Annotated in this window: 11 protein-coding genes; 8 read left to right on the top strand and 3 right to left on the bottom strand. The window is 75.2% G+C overall.

Annotated features, from left to right (window positions below; genetic code table 11):
• Positions 1 to 9: 9 nt before the first annotated feature.
• A complete protein-coding gene (locus HNP84_RS23920) occupies positions 10 to 462 on the bottom strand; it encodes a hypothetical protein (protein WP_185052114.1) in 453 nt (150 codons plus the stop codon).
• A gap of 149 nt (positions 463 to 611) precedes the next feature.
• On the opposite strand from HNP84_RS23920, the gene HNP84_RS23915 reads away from it, so the two are divergent.
• Positions 612 to 2,591 (top strand): beta-galactosidase, encoded by a 1,980-nt coding sequence (locus tag HNP84_RS23915; RefSeq protein ID WP_185052113.1) that lies wholly within the window; start codon positions 612 to 614, stop codon positions 2,589 to 2,591.
• Here HNP84_RS23915 and HNP84_RS23910 read toward each other — a convergent pair.
• Complete coding sequence (locus tag HNP84_RS23910; protein WP_185052112.1) at positions 2,588 to 6,094, bottom strand: serine/threonine-protein kinase; 3,507 nt, start codon at positions 6,092 to 6,094, stop codon at positions 2,588 to 2,590. The two genes, HNP84_RS23915 and HNP84_RS23910, sit on opposite strands and share 4 nt — an antisense overlap.
• Positions 6,095 to 6,211: 117 nt before the next feature.
• Between HNP84_RS23910 and sigJ the strand changes: the two genes are divergently transcribed.
• The 4 genes from sigJ to HNP84_RS23895 all read left to right on the top strand — a co-directional run bounded on the left by sigJ (position 6,212) and on the right by HNP84_RS23895 (position 9,215).
• Positions 6,212 to 7,087 carry an RNA polymerase sigma factor SigJ gene (sigJ, locus tag HNP84_RS23905; RefSeq protein ID WP_185052111.1) on the top strand — a complete coding sequence of 292 codons (876 nt, stop codon included), beginning with the start codon at positions 6,212 to 6,214 and terminating at the stop codon, positions 7,085 to 7,087.
• The gene (locus HNP84_RS23900; protein ID WP_185052110.1) at positions 7,084 to 7,539 is read left to right on the top strand and encodes a carboxymuconolactone decarboxylase family protein; all 456 of its coding nucleotides are present in this window, start codon (positions 7,084 to 7,086) and stop codon (positions 7,537 to 7,539) included. The genes sigJ and HNP84_RS23900 overlap by 4 nt, the downstream gene beginning before the upstream one ends.
• Before the next feature lie 399 nt (positions 7,540 to 7,938).
• Positions 7,939 to 8,106, top strand: coding sequence for a hypothetical protein (locus HNP84_RS51220; RefSeq protein ID WP_221336647.1), 168 nt, complete (start codon positions 7,939 to 7,941; stop codon positions 8,104 to 8,106).
• A gap of 110 nt (positions 8,107 to 8,216) precedes the next feature.
• Entirely contained in the window at positions 8,217 to 9,215 is a 999-nt protein-coding gene (locus tag HNP84_RS23895) for an Lrp/AsnC family transcriptional regulator (protein WP_185052109.1), read from the top strand.
• Positions 9,216 to 9,218: 3 nt separating this feature from the next.
• On the opposite strand, the gene HNP84_RS23890 is transcribed toward HNP84_RS23895, so the two are convergent.
• Positions 9,219 to 9,734 carry a winged helix-turn-helix transcriptional regulator gene (locus HNP84_RS23890; protein WP_185052108.1) on the bottom strand — a complete coding sequence of 172 codons (516 nt, stop codon included), beginning with the start codon at positions 9,732 to 9,734 and terminating at the stop codon, positions 9,219 to 9,221.
• A gap of 90 nt (positions 9,735 to 9,824) precedes the next feature.
• Between HNP84_RS23890 and HNP84_RS23885 the strand changes: the two genes are divergently transcribed.
• The 3 genes from HNP84_RS23885 (at position 9,825) to HNP84_RS23875 (ending at position 13,500) form a co-directional block, all read left to right on the top strand.
• The gene (locus tag HNP84_RS23885; RefSeq protein WP_185052107.1) at positions 9,825 to 11,198 is read left to right on the top strand and encodes an MFS transporter; all 1,374 of its coding nucleotides are present in this window, start codon (positions 9,825 to 9,827) and stop codon (positions 11,196 to 11,198) included.
• Positions 11,199 to 11,395: 197 nt separating this feature from the next.
• A complete protein-coding gene (locus HNP84_RS23880; RefSeq protein ID WP_185052106.1) occupies positions 11,396 to 12,280 on the top strand; it encodes a DNA-3-methyladenine glycosylase family protein in 885 nt (294 codons plus the stop codon).
• Between the two features lie 164 nt (positions 12,281 to 12,444).
• Complete coding sequence (locus tag HNP84_RS23875) at positions 12,445 to 13,500, top strand: ankyrin repeat domain-containing protein (protein WP_185052105.1); 1,056 nt, start codon at positions 12,445 to 12,447, stop codon at positions 13,498 to 13,500.
• Positions 13,501 to 13,510: the final 10 nt, after the last annotated feature.

The following is a 13,510-nucleotide window of genomic DNA, read 5'->3' as shown; positions in this document are numbered from 1 at the left end:
CCGGAACGCCTAGTGGCAGTTGCCCCAGGTCCTGCGCCCGCCGGTCGCCTCGGTGAAGTCCAGACGGGTGTCACGCGTGGCGCCCCAGTACTTCACGCACGCGTCGCGCGCCGGCAGCCTGACCGGCCCGGCGTAGTACTTGAACTGGCCCTCGTCGGTCTCGGTCCGCCCGCCCTGCACGCTCAGGGTGGCGCTCGTCCAGGTCTTGGTCCGGGTGAAGGCCGACTTGATCAGCGTCACGCAGTTGTAGCCGGTCCTGCGGTTGTAGAGCAGATAGATCCGCCCGTACACGTCCCTTCCGGCCTTGACCGCGCGCGAGCCGTCGCTGACGCGCGAGAAGCCCGCGCCGCAGATGCCCTCGGGCGTGTAGCCGACGGCCGCGGACACCGCCCCGGCCGGCGTCAGCGCGAGCCCTCCGGCCAGCGCCACGGCCACGGCGACGCCCTTCGTGGCGATCCTCACCAGCACTCCCCCTTCTCCGGGTGACACACCCGAGCGATCTTTACGCACTCCTTTACCCACCCGCAACCTCCTTGGCCGGGCCCGTACGCGTTGACCGCCGGCCGCGAGCCGGATTAGTTTGGCGTCCAGCCGAATTAAGGACGTCTCGGATGGACTGGAGCGAGCGCGTCGCCGGCCTGTGCTACGGCGGCGACTACAACCCCGAGCAGTGGCCGGAGGAGGTGTGGCGCGAGGACGTGGCGCTGATGCGGCGGGCCGGGGTCAACCTGGTCACCGTCGGGGTGTTCGCCTGGAGCCGGCTGGAGCCGGAGCCCGGCCGGTACGACTTCGGCTGGCTGGACCGGGTGCTCGGCCTGCTGCACGAGGGAGGCGTGCGCGTGGACCTGGCCACCCCGACCGCGAGCCCGCCACCGTGGTTCACGCTCGCCCATCCCGGCGCGCTGGCCGTCCGGCGCGACCTGGTCCCGCTCACGCACGGCAGCCGCGACACCTACTGCGTCAGCGCGCCGGAGTACCGGGAGGCGTCGGCCCGGATCGCGCGGGCCCTGGCCGAGCGGTACTCCGGCCACCCGGCGCTGGCCATGTGGCACGTGCACAACGAGTACGGCACCCCCTGCCACTGCGACCACACGGCACGGGCCTTCCGGGCCTGGCTGCGGCGCCGGCACGGCACGCTGGACGCCCTCAACGAGGCGTGGACCACGGCGTTCTGGAGCCAGCACTACTCGGCCTGGGAGCAGATCCTCCCCCCGCGCGCCACCCAGTGGCTGCCCAACCCGGCCCATGCGCTGGACTTCCGCCGCTTCCTGTCCGATGAGATGCTGGACCACTTCCGCGAGCAGCGCGACATCCTGCGCGCCGCCGCCCCCGGCGTCCCGATCACCACGAACCTCCACTTCGGCGCCTGGTCCCCGGTGAACCCCTGGCGCTGGGCGGGCGAGATGGACCTGATCGCGGTGGACCACTATCCCGGGCAGGCGGGCGAGGGCGCGGCCGAGGAGACCGCGATGGCCGCCGACCTGGCCCGCTCCTGGGCCGGCGGGCGGCCGTGGCTGCTGATGGAGCAGGCCCCGGGCATGATCCACGCGGACGGCCGGATGCTCGCCAAACGCCCCGGCGAGACGCTGCGGCACAGCCTCCAGCACGTCGCCCGGGGCTCCAAGGGCGCGATGTTCTTCCAGTGGCGCGCCTCACGCGGCGGCGCCGAGCAGTGGCACGCCGGGATGGTGCCGCACGCGGGCCCCGACTCGCGCGTCTTCCGCGAGGTCTGCGAGCTGGGCGCGCTGCTCGGCCGTCTGCCTGCGGACCTGGCCGGGCCGGACGCGCGGGTGGAGGCCGGCGTGGCGATCCTGTGGGACCCGGAGTGCTCCTGGGCCCTCCAGGCGCCCAGCCTGCCGTCGCCCGGCCTGGACCACCACGACGCCGTGAGCCAGGCACACCGGGTGCTGTGGCGGCACGGCGTCACCGCGGACTTCGCCCACCCGGGCGCGGACCTGTCCCGCTACCGGATGGTGCTCGCCCCCTCGCTCTACCTGATCGGCGACGCCGAGGCGGCGAACCTGCGCGCCTACGTGCGCGGCGGCGGCACGCTGGTGGTGTCCTACTTCAGCGGCGTGGCCGACGAGCACGGCCGGGTGCGCCTCGGCGGCCACCCGGCCGCCTTCCGCGAGGTGCTGGGCGTGCGGGTGGAGGAGTTCCACCCGCTCCCGGCCCCGGTGCCGCTGTCCGACGGCGGCGAGGGCACCGTGTGGAGCGAGCACGTCCACCTCGACGGCGCCCGCCCCCTGCTGCGCTACGCCGCCCCCCACCCCACCGGCGCCGAACTGGCCGGGCTGCCCGCCGTCACGGTCAACCGCGCCGGCGCCGGCACGGCCTGCTACGTCTCCACCCGGCTCGGCGACACCGCGTACGCGCGGGTGCTGGCCGCCGCCGGGCTCCCCATGGAGCCGGCCGGGGTGGGGGCCGGGGTGGAGACGGTACGCCGCGGCCCCTGGCTGTTCGCGATCAACCACGGCGCGGACACCCGCGAGGTGAAGGCGCACGGCACCGATGTGGTGACCGGCGTGCGGGCCGAGGGCACGCTCTCCCTCGCCCCCGGCGGCACGGCGCTGATCCGGCTCGACGACTAAAGGCGGCACACCTCACGGTAGGGAAGGCCGGGCAGGTGGGCCCGCCACTCCTTCTCCGACAGGCCCCGCCCGGCGCGGGCGCACACCTCGGCGGCCGCGTCGCCGGGCCGGAGCCGGTGCACGCCGAGGCCGCCGTTGGCGTCCAGGATGAGCAGGCGGGCGGCGTCGGCGGAGAACGCCAGGTCCGTGATCGCGACCGGGGGCCCGCTCACCCTGCCGAGCAGCGCGCCGGTGGCGCGGTCCCACACCGCGACCGTGCCGTCGCGGGCCACCGTGGCGAGCGGGCCGCCGACCGGGGCGGCGGCCAGGCCGGCGATGTCGCGGGTCGAGCCGCGCAGGGTCACCTCCACCGGGGCGGGCGAGCCGGGCACCCACATGGTCAGGCTTCCTTCGGCGTCACCGGCGGCGTACAGGACGCCTCCGGAGCCGAAGCGCACGCCGCGGCTCGCCCCGCCGAGCGTGGCCGGGCCGCGCGGCTCCCCGGTCGCCGCGTCGAAGGCCGCGACGTCGAAGGCCATCGCGTCGTCGCCCCGCACCAGCACGGTCCGGCCGTCGGGGGTGAAGGCGGCCTCGCGCGCCAGGTCGCGGGTCACCCGCCACAGCCGCTCGCCGGAGTCCAGGTCCCACAGGTCCACCAGGAAGACCGGCCTGTTCACGTCACTCGTCACCGACACCAGGCGGCGGCCGTCGGGTGAGAAGGCCACCGAGTCGGGGGGCGACGGCAGGCCGGTGATCCTGGCCTGCTCCGCGCCGGTGCCGGTGTCCCAGACCACGATCTCCGTGCCGTCGTCGTCGCTGCCCCCGGCGGCCAGGGCGCGTCCGTCCGGGCTGAACGCCGTGAGGGACAGGCTCCAGGCGCCGCTCGGCTTCCGCCCCAGCGTGCGCCCGGTGTGGCGGCCACCGCCGGTGGCGAGGGGCTCGCCGAGGCGTACGCCGCCGGTCGCCGGGTCCCACGACGCGAGCAGCCGCCCGCCGGGGGCGAGCGCGCTCCATCTCGGCCTGGCGTAGCCGGCCAGGCCGGTGAGGTCCAGCGTCACGACCGTGTCGCCGTCGAGAACGCGGGCGGAGTGGCCATCGGGATCGAAGGCCAGGTCGGGCTGGGAGGCGGAGATCGCGTGCCGCAGCACCATCGCGCGGTCGGCCACCCGGAAGACCTGGACCTCGGTCGCGGTGGTCGAGGCGAGCAGAGCCCCGTCGGGGGAGAACTCCAGCGTCCCGCCGTTCCAATCCTGCATGGGCTCTCCGCGCTGCTTGCCGGTCATCGGGTCGTTCAGGGTGATGAGATCGTCCTCGTCGGCCACGGCGAGCATGCGGCCGTCGCGGCTGAGCGCGATCTCGTGCCGGCACCCCCCGCACTTCTCCAGGACAACGCGCCGCCCGCTCGGGAAGGCGGTCCGCACCACGTCGCCCGACAGTGCGGCGGTGACCGTCGCCGAGCCGTCGGGGACGGCGATCGAGTGGCAGCACTCGGCCCACCCGGTCTGCCCGGTCCGGCTGTTCCAGACGGCCTCCCCCTCGCCGATGTGCACCGCCAGCACGTCCTCCGAGTTGCCGTACGTGATCCCGGTCTGCAACTGGGCGCTCTCGGGCCCGAGCGGGTAGCCGCGGGGCAGCGGCCGGCCGGTGCGCAGGTCCCACAGCCGCACCCCCTTCTCCGCGGTCGCGACCGCGAGCACCTTGCCGCTCGGGCTCAGCTCGGCGTCCAGGATCTGGTGGACCCCGGTGCCCAACTCGTCCACCCCGCCAACCCGGCGGCCCGTGCGCACGTCCCAGGCGCGGACCCGGTCGTCGCCGATGCTGACCAGCACCCGGCCGTCCCGGCTGAGGCGGCGGATGCCCTGGGCCGCCGGGTCGCGGAAGACGCGCGTCTCGGGCTGGGTCAGGGCCCCGATGAGCGCGGCGCGCGCCTCGGTGACCGGGCTGATCCGCCAGGCGGCCACGCTGAGCAGCATCGCGACGACGGGGTCGGTGGCCCGCAGGCCGTCGGCCACCACGGCGATGCGCCGTGCCTCGGACTCGTCGCGCTGGAGCGCGGCGACGCGGCTCTGCCAGACCGCGACGCCCCCGGCGACCAGGGCGGCCACCAGCAGCACGGCCAGGGTCACGGTGACCATCCGGTCGCGGCGCGCCTTGCGCCGGGTCAGGGCCGCGGCGGCGTCGAGGAAGTCGCGCTCGACGGGCGTGAGGGTGATGTTGCGCCGCTCCGTCGCCGCCCAGCGCAGCGCGTCGTCCAGAGTGGCGCCCTGGATCAGGTCGGCGTCCCTGCGCCCGCCGGTGGTCCAGCGGCGGGCGGCCAGGGCGATCTGCCGGTGCACGGCCAGGCCGTCGCGGTTGGCGCGCACCCAGGCGCGCATGCGCGGCCAGGCGTGCGGCAGGGCGGGGCGGCTGAGGGCGATCTCGTCGCCCGTGGTGAGCAGGTAGGAGAACACGCCGAGGACCCGCTCCACCGCCGCGGCCTCGTCGGGGGGCCGGCCGCCGAACAGCTCCTCGCGGGCCGCGCGGCGTACGGACAGCTCGCCGTCGTCGCGTACGGTGACCAGGCGCAGGAAGATCTCCGGCACCAGCTCGCGCTCGGCCGGCGAGAGCACGGCGTAGGAGTCCTCGGCCAGCGTGCCCAGGGCCGGATCGGCGGTCACGGCCTGCCCCACCTCGGCGGCGGCGCGGCTGCCCTCGGCCAGCATCCGGGGCATGTCCAGGCCCGCGCCGCCGCTGACCAGCGAGATCAGCAGCTCGGGAGCGCTCGGCCGGCCGGTCGGCTCCTTGGCCAGCGCCGCGCCGACCAGCCCGCGCAGCGAGGGCGGCAGCGGGCTCAGATCGGGGTCCACCGACAGCACGCGGTGCATCACCGCGCCCAGGCTGTCGGCCTGGAACGGGTCGCGGCCGGTCGCGGCGAACAGCACGATCGCACCCCAGGCGAACACGTCGGCGGGCATCCCGGCCCGCGCCCCGGTGAACACCTCCGGCGCCATGTACGTCGGCGTGCCCGCGGCGATGCCGGTGGAGGTGAGCGACATCTCCAGCGTGCGCGCCACGCCGAAGTCGATCACCCGCGGCCCGTCGGGGCCGAGCAGCACGTTGTCGGGCTTCAGGTCGCGGTGCACGACCCCGGCCTCGTGGATGGCCGTGATCGCGGTGGCGATGCCGGTGGCCAGCCGGTGCAGGTCGTCGCCGGCGAACACCCGCCCCTCGCTCACGGCGCGGCGCAGCGTGGGGCCCTCGACGTACTCGCTGACGATGTACGGCCGCTCGCCGGAGAAGTCGGCGCCCAGCACCCTGGCGGTGCAGAAGGACGCGACCCGCTGCGCGGCGGCGGCCTCCTTGACCATGCGGGCGCGCAGGCCGGCGGCGTTGAGCGGGTCACCGTGCAGCACCTTGACCGCGACCCGCACACCGCTCGCGTCGTACGCCTCGTACACCACGCCCTGGCCGCCGGCGCCCAGCCGGCCCGCCAGCCAGTAGTCGCCGAGCCGGTGCGGATCACCGTCGATCAGGGCTTGCCCCATGCCTCATCCCCTGCCTGCCTCATCCCGCGCTGTTGGACGTCGTTGATCACGGCAAAGTTCTCCGAAACACCAGGAAGGGGATGTCACATTCCGGCCACCCCTCTCGTCCTTGCTTACGTGAGCGACGACGAGGATCTCGCCCGCGAGTTCGCGGAGCTGCGCCCGCGCCTGGTGGGGGTGGCCTACGGCCTGCTCGGCAGCGTCGAAGAGGCCGAGGACGTGGTGCAGGACGCCTGGCTGCGGCTCAGCCGGCAAGAGCCCGGCCATGTCGGCGACGTCGCCGGCTGGCTGGTGGTCACGGTCTCCCGGCTCGCCCTGGACGTGCTGCGCTCGGTGCGGCACCGCCGGGAGGAGTACGTCGGGCCGTGGCTGCCCGAGCCGGTCGTGACCGGCCCGGAGGCCGCCGATCCGGCCGACCGCGTGACGCTGGACGAGTCGATGAGCATCGCCATGATGGTGGTGCTCGAATCGCTCAGCCCCGCCGAGCGCACCGCGTTCGTGCTGCACGACGTGTTCGGGCTGCCGTTCGAGGAGATCGCCGTCGCCGTCGGGCGCACACCCGCGGCCTGCCGGCAACTCGCCGCCCGCGCCCGCAGGCACGTCGCGGCGCGGGCCCCGCGCTTCAGCGTGGACGGCGCCGAGCACCGGCGGGTGGTGGACGCCTTCGCCCGCGCCTGCGAGGCCGGCGACCTGGACGCCCTGCTGGCCGTGCTCGACCCCGACGTGGTCCTGCTCTCCGACGGCGGCGGCCTGGCCCGCGCGGCCCGCAGGCCGATCCTGGGCGACGCCAAGGTGGCCAGGTTCCTGCTCGGCGTCGCGGCCAAGTTCGGCCCCGGCCCGCGCTTCACCCCGATGGCCGTCAACGGCTGGCCGGGCCTGGCACGGGTCGGCGGCGGGCGGCTCACGCACGTGTTCGGGCTCGCCGTGGCGGACGGCCGCGTCACCGAGATCGACATCGTGATCAATCCGGAGAAACTGAGGAGAACGACATGACCCCGAGGATCAACATCGCCGAGCTTGCCCCCAAGGGCTACCAGGCCATGCTGGGCGTGGAGATGTACCTGGCCAACAGCAGGCTGCCGAAGAACACCCTCGGCCTGGTGAAGCTGCGCGCCAGCCAGATCAACGGCTGCTCCTTCTGTGTGGACATGCACGCCCACGAGCTCAAGAAGGAGGGCGAGAGCGACGAGCGGCTGTGGTCGGTGGCGGCCTGGCGCGAGTCGCCGTACTTCACCGAGGCCGAGCGGGCGGCGCTGGCGCTGTGCGAGGAGGTCACCCGGCTGGCCGACCGGGGCGAGACCGTGCCCGACCCGGTGTGGCAGGAGGCCGAGAAGCACTTCGCGCCGGAGGTCCTGGCCGATCTGGTGCTGGCGCTGGCCCTGATCAACGCCTGGAACCGCATCGCCGTGACGTGCAGGACCGTGCCCGGTTCCTATCGGAAGTAATCCATTTGTGACCCGGCCATACCAGGGGTTAGGTTGGCCGGGTCACAGGACCTCCTTCACCGGTCCTGTGCCCGAGGGCGCCGTGCCCGATGGCGCCCTCGCCACGCTCGCACTTCGAGCGCCCGGACATGGTCCACTGCAAGCGCGCGCCAACCGCCCGTCAAGCCGGGCGGGTGAGAGTCGAGGCGACACGCGGGAAGGAGGCTGACCATGCGGCGTATCAGGATCTCCCGGCCGTCCAGCCGGCGTCCGGCCCCCAAGCCGGACCTGGACCTGCGCTCACCCTCGGGGCGCCGGCTGCCCTACTAGCACCCGGTTTTACGGCGGTTTTACGGGGTGATCGGTAGGTATTCCGATATAACGAAATCATCACGCCGGGGGGCTCAGGTGAAGAGACTAGTGGTGGTACCGCCTCACGTCGCGCGACACAAGATCCGCGACATCCGCAGCGCGACCGTGCGGCGCCGGCCGGCGGCGCCCGACACGAAGGTGATCGACATGCGCGCCTGGACCGGCCGCAACGTCATCCACTTCCCCCCGAAGCCCGGACCCACCTCGGCGGCCTGATCCCGCCGCGTCCCGGGCATCCGGCGTCCGCCGCTCCCGGAGCCGCACCACGGCACCGGAATTCCGTAAAAAGGCGTTCAAGGGCGGCCAAAGACGCCAGGATGCACCCGATGAATGATCTCGACTCACTCGATCGGCGCATCCTCGCGGCGCTCAGTGTCAACGGCCGCGCGAGCTGGACCGACATCGCCCAGGTGATCGGCACCTCCACCACCACCGTGGCGCGGCGGGCGCAGCAGCTCATCGGCGACGGGGTCGTGAGCGTCGCGGTGCTGCCGCACCTGGAGCACAACGGCCCCGTTGAGGTCTTCCTGGTCCGGCTGGGCTGCGCGCCCGGCAGCCAGGCGCGGGTGGCGGGCGAGCTGGCGCGGCGGCCGGAGGTCGGGTTCCTGGCGCTGGTGACCGGCGGGCACGACATCGTCTTCGAGCTGGTGGCGGCCAAGGACCGCGACCTGTACGGCGCGCTGGTGGAGGACGTGCAGCGGGTGCCCGGGGCGCTGCAGGGGCACGCGGACCTGGTGCTGCACACCTACGACACCGGCCGCGACTGGCCCTTGGAGGCGCTCGGCGCCGACGCCGCCCGGCTGGCCCCGCCCCGCGTGCCGCACTCCTGCGACGCCACCCACCTCGACGAGGTGGACCGGGACATCCTCGGGGTGATGGGCGAGGACGGGCGGGCCAGCTTCCAGTCCGTGGCCAAGCGGCTGGGGGTGAGCGAGAGCACGGTGCGGCGCAGGTTCGAGGCGATGACCGAGCGGGGCTGCGCGTCGGTGACCACGTTCGTCCCGGCCCCGGCGCTGGGCTACGCGACCGAGGTCCTGTTCTGGCTGTCGGTGGAGCCGTCGCGGCTGGAGCGCGCCGCCGAGGCGCTGGCCGCGCGGCGCGAGGTGCGCCGGGTCTCGGCCACGCTGGGCCAGTCGTCGCTGATGTGCGAGGTCGCGCTGCCCGCGACCGCCGACGCGCGCCGTTTCACCGGCCGTACGCTGGCCGGGATCGCGGGCGTGCGGTCCTGGACGGCCAGCGTGCAGATCCTCACCGTCAAGCGGGGCTTCCTCACCGCCCCCTGGGCGGAGCGCCGCCTGGCCCGCGAGACCGCCGCCGCGTCCTGACCGTCACGGCAACGGCTGGAGGAGCCGGTGCGGCGCGCGCAGGGCGACGCTGACCGGATCGGTCCTGCGGTGGTCGGCGGCCGGGCCGGGGCGTACCTCGATGTCCTCCAGTTCGGGGATCGCCCCGCACTCGGTGCAGGCCGCGTTGCCGTCGAGCCCGGCGTCGCAGGGCATGTGGAAGAACCTGCGCCGCGACCTGGCCGACAGGTGCCGCTCGCCCCACCTGCCCAGTAGGTACACCACCGGCCACAGCTCCCGGCCCATGGGGGTGAGCACGTACTCGTCGCGCGGCGGCGCGTCCTGGTAGCGGCGGCGCTCCAGCACGCCCGCCTCGACCAGGGTGGTCAGCCGCTGGGCCAGCACGGCGCGGGGCGCGTCGAGGTGGGCCAGGAAGTCACCGAAGCGGCGTACGCCGTAGATCGCGTCGCGTATGACGAGCAGGGTCCAGCGCTCGCCCACGAGTTCGAGCGAGCGGGCGACCGAGCAGTCCTGGCCCTCGTAGTTCTTGCCTAGGCCCATACCCTCCACCCTAGTTCATTGACTGAACCGACAGGTGATACCGTCGTCAGCCTACCGTCGGTTCAATGAACGAACTTAGGGGAGCACTCCGTGACGGCCATCTCCGCACCCGCCACCGCGGCCCGCGCCACCGGGCCGATCCTCACGCTGACCTGCGCGGCGCCACTGCTCGTACTGATCAACTACACCGCGCCCATGGTGTCGGTCGCCGGCACGGCGGACGCCCTCGGCGCCGGTCCCACCGGCCCCGCCTGGATGATCAACGGCATCGCGCTCGGCCTGGCCGCGCTGCTGCTGGTCGCGGGCAGCCTGGCCGACGACCACGGCCGGCGGCGGGTCTACGTCATCGGCACCTGGCTGCTGGCGCTGTCCTCGGTGGCGGTCGCGACGTCGGTGAACACGCCCATGTTCGTGGCCGCCCGGCTGGTGCAGGGCGCGGCGAGCGCCGCCATGCTGGCGGCCGGCCTGGGCATCATCGGGCACGCCTTCCCCGGCGGCCCGCAGCGGCTGCACGCCACCGGCCGGTACGGCGCGATGCTCGGCCTCGGCATCGCCGCCGGCCCCCTGCTGTCGGGCGGCCTGGCCGCGGTGTGGGACTGGCGGGCGGTCTACTGGGTGATCGCCCTGGCCGCGGTCGCGCTGGCCGTCGCCGCCTCCCGCGCGCTGCCCGAGTCCCGCGCCGAGCACCCCCGCCCGCCGGACGTCGCCGGCGCGGTCACGCTCGGCCTCGGCGTGGCCGCCCTGCTCATCGCGATCACCGAGGGCAGGTCCGGCTGGACCAGGCCACCGGTGCTCGCCGCCCTGGCCGCCGCGGGCGCGCTCATCGCCGCCTTCGTCGCCGTCGAGCACCGCCGCGCCCGGAGCGGAGGCGCGCCGATGATCGACCTGTCGCTGTTCCGCCGCCCGCCGTTCCTGGTGGCCACCGGGGGCGCGCTGGTCGCCGGCGTCGCGGTGATCGGCCTGATGAGCTACCTGCCGACCGTCCTCCGGCTCGCGCACGGCATCGCCCCGCTGACCAGCGCCGCGCTGTTCTGCGCGTGGTCCGGCGTCGCGTTCCTCACCGCGCTGGCCGCAAAGCGGCTGCGGATCTCGGCGCGGGCGCGGCTGGCGCTCGGCCTGCTGCTGTCCGGCGCGGGCACGCTGCCGCTCCTCGGCGTCGCCGCCGACGCCACCTGGCCGCTGGTGGTGGGGGGCCTCGTCGTGGGCGGGCTGGGCAGCGGCCTGATCAACGCCTCGCTCACCCACCTGGCCATCGAGAGCGTGCCCCCGCAGCAGGCCGGCATGGGCTCCGGGGCGAACAACACCGCCCGCTACATCGGCGCCTCGATCGGCGTCGCCGCCGTGGCGAGCGTCGTGGGCGGCCAGGGCCTGTACGCCGGCACCGACATCGCCGTCCTCGCCGCCGCCGCCCTGTGCGCCCTGGCCGCCGCCGCGACCCTGCTCCCCGCCGCCCGCCGCCCCTGACCTGTCCCCCGCCCCTGCCCTGCCCCGCCCGTTACCTGCCCCCGCCCGTTACCTGCCCCCGCCCCTGACCTGTCCCCGCCCGTGCCCTGCCCCGCCCCTGACCTGCCCCCGCCCCGTACCCGGCACGGCTTCGCGTCCCGGCACCATGTCCGATTCCCGCTGGCCGCCCGCTCCCGGGACCGGCGATCCTGGACGGCATGCTCTTCTCGCTCGACCTGCCCTTCACCCCGCCGCTGCACCCGGACAACCTGTTCGGGCACCTGGTGGCCACCGGCGTACCGGGGGTGGAGGAATGGCGCGACGGCGCGTACCGGCGCACGCTGCGCCTGCCGCACGGGCCCGGCATCGCGGCCCTGCGGCCCCAACCGGAGCGGATCGGGTGCGAGCTGATCCTCTCCGACGAGCGCGACCTGCCGGCCGCGATCGCGGTGTGCCGGCGCATCCTCGATCTCGACGCCGATCCGGCCGCGGTGGACGCCGCGCTGGGGGCCGACCCGCTGCTCGCGCCCCTGGTGGCCAAGGCGCCGGGGCGGCGGGTGCCGGGCGCGGCCGACGGGGCGGAGTTCGCGGTACGGGCGGTGCTCGGCCAGCAGGTCTCCACGGCCGCCGCGCGCACCCACGCCGCCCGCCTGGTCGCCGCGTACGGCGAGCCCGTACGCGACCCGGCGGGCGGGCTGACCCACCTGTTCCCCACCGCCGAGGCCCTGGCCACGCTGGACCCCGGCACGCTCGCCCTCCCCCAGGCGCGGCGGCGCACGATGGCCGCGCTCGTCGCCGCGCTGGCCTCCGGCGACCTGGACCTCGGCCCGTCGGCCGACCCCGCCCGCGCCCGTACGCGCCTGGCCGCGCTCCCCGGCGTCGGCCCCTGGACCGTCGAGACCATCGCCATGCGCGCGCTCGGCGACCGGGACGCGTTCACGGCCACCGACCTCGGGGTCCGCCACGCCGCCCTGGCCCTCGGCCTGCCCGCGACCCCGGCCGCCCTCACCCGCCACGCCGAAACCTGGCGGCCCTGGCGCGCGTACGCCGTGCAGCACCTGTGGGCGACCGGCGACCACCCGATCAACCGGCTCCCGCGCTGATCCCCGGTTATGCCGCTGATCCCCGGTTATGCTGAGGGCGCGCAGGAGGGCGCATCCGGGCCCGCGGGAAGGACCGAGTCCACCTCCGTCTCCAGGCGCACGGTCGCACCCGGCCTCTTCCCTCCGCCTGACACGCGGGCCGCGGGCGGTGCGAGGGAGAGACCATGCCACTCGATCTGCCCGAACGCCCGCACCTCGGGCGGCTTCGCCGCCTGGCGAAGGACCTGCGCCGGGCCGCCGCGTCCGGTGACCCGCAGGCGCTGGCCCGCATCCACGCGGTGTCCCCCGCGATCACCCTGTCCCCCGCGATCACCCTGGCCGCCGCGCAACTCGCGCTGGCCCGCGAGCACGGATTCGCCTCCTGGCGCCGCCTGAAGGCCGAGGTGGAGCGGAAGAACGCCCTGGCCGACGGCGACCTGCGAACCCTGGCCCGCCTGGTCGCGGCCGATCCCGGCCTCGCGCGCGAACGGGTCAGCTCCCGCTACAGCTCCCCGTCGGCGCCCGCCCTCGGCTACGCCGCCGTGGCCCGCTTCCACGGCCTCGCCGAGCACGACCGCGCCGCCGACATCGCCCGCGTGCTGCTCGCCGCGGGCGCGTCACCCGACGGCGACCCCGATGACTTCGAGACACCCCTGATCACGGCGGTCAGCTACTACGAGACCGAGATGGCCCGGGTCCTGATCGAGGCCGGCGCCGGCCTGGAGGCCACCGGCCGCGAGATCCCGGGCGGCACCGCCCTCACCCACGCGGTCTGGTTCGGCCAGCCCCGGATCGCCGACATGCTCGTCGCGGCCGGGGCCCGGGTGCGTACGATCGTCGAGGCCGCGGGCGCGGGCGACCTCGACGGGTTCCTCACCCCCGCCACCCCGCTCGCCGACCGCGAGGCCGCCCTGCTGACCGCCGCCGCCAACGACCGCCTGGCCGTCATCGACCGCCTCCTGGCCACCGGGGTGGACGTGAACGCGACCCCGGGCCGGCACCACGGCCCCGGCGTCACGGCCCTGCACCAGGCGGCCTGGCACGGCAAGGCCGCCGCCGCCCGCCACCTGCTGTCGCGCGGCGCCGACCCCGGCCTGCGCGACGCCCGGCACCACGGCACCCCCCTGGACTGGTACCACCGCCGGCAGCGCGAGGCCACCCGGTTCCCCGGCCAGCGCATCCCGGACGACGTGGAGCACGTCCTCACCGCCGCGGCCGGAACCGCCTCGCCCGCCACATGAGCGGCGGGGA

It is taken from the genome of Thermocatellispora tengchongensis (genome assembly GCF_014202315.1).
GTDB lineage: Bacteria > Actinomycetota > Actinomycetes > Streptosporangiales > Streptosporangiaceae > Thermocatellispora > Thermocatellispora tengchongensis.
This window is presented reverse-complemented; position numbering and strand designations above follow the sequence as displayed.

Excerpts from the sequence above, each read along its gene's own strand:
- HNP84_RS23915 (WP_185052113.1), top strand. The coding sequence starts at position 612 with ATGGACTGGAGCGAGCGCGTCGCCGGCCTGTGCTACGGCGGCGACTAC.
- HNP84_RS23910 (WP_185052112.1), bottom strand. The coding sequence starts at position 6,094 with ATGGGGCAAGCCCTGATCGACGGTGATCCGCACCGGCTCGGCGACTAC.
- HNP84_RS23900 (WP_185052110.1), top strand. The coding sequence starts at position 7,084 with ATGACCCCGAGGATCAACATCGCCGAGCTTGCCCCCAAGGGCTACCAG.
- HNP84_RS23895 (WP_185052109.1), top strand. The coding sequence starts at position 8,217 with ATGAATGATCTCGACTCACTCGATCGGCGCATCCTCGCGGCGCTCAGT.
- HNP84_RS23890 (WP_185052108.1), bottom strand. The coding sequence starts at position 9,734 with ATGGGCCTAGGCAAGAACTACGAGGGCCAGGACTGCTCGGTCGCCCGC.
- HNP84_RS23880 (WP_185052106.1), top strand. The coding sequence starts at position 11,396 with ATGCTCTTCTCGCTCGACCTGCCCTTCACCCCGCCGCTGCACCCGGAC.
- HNP84_RS23875 (WP_185052105.1), top strand. The coding sequence starts at position 12,445 with ATGCCACTCGATCTGCCCGAACGCCCGCACCTCGGGCGGCTTCGCCGC.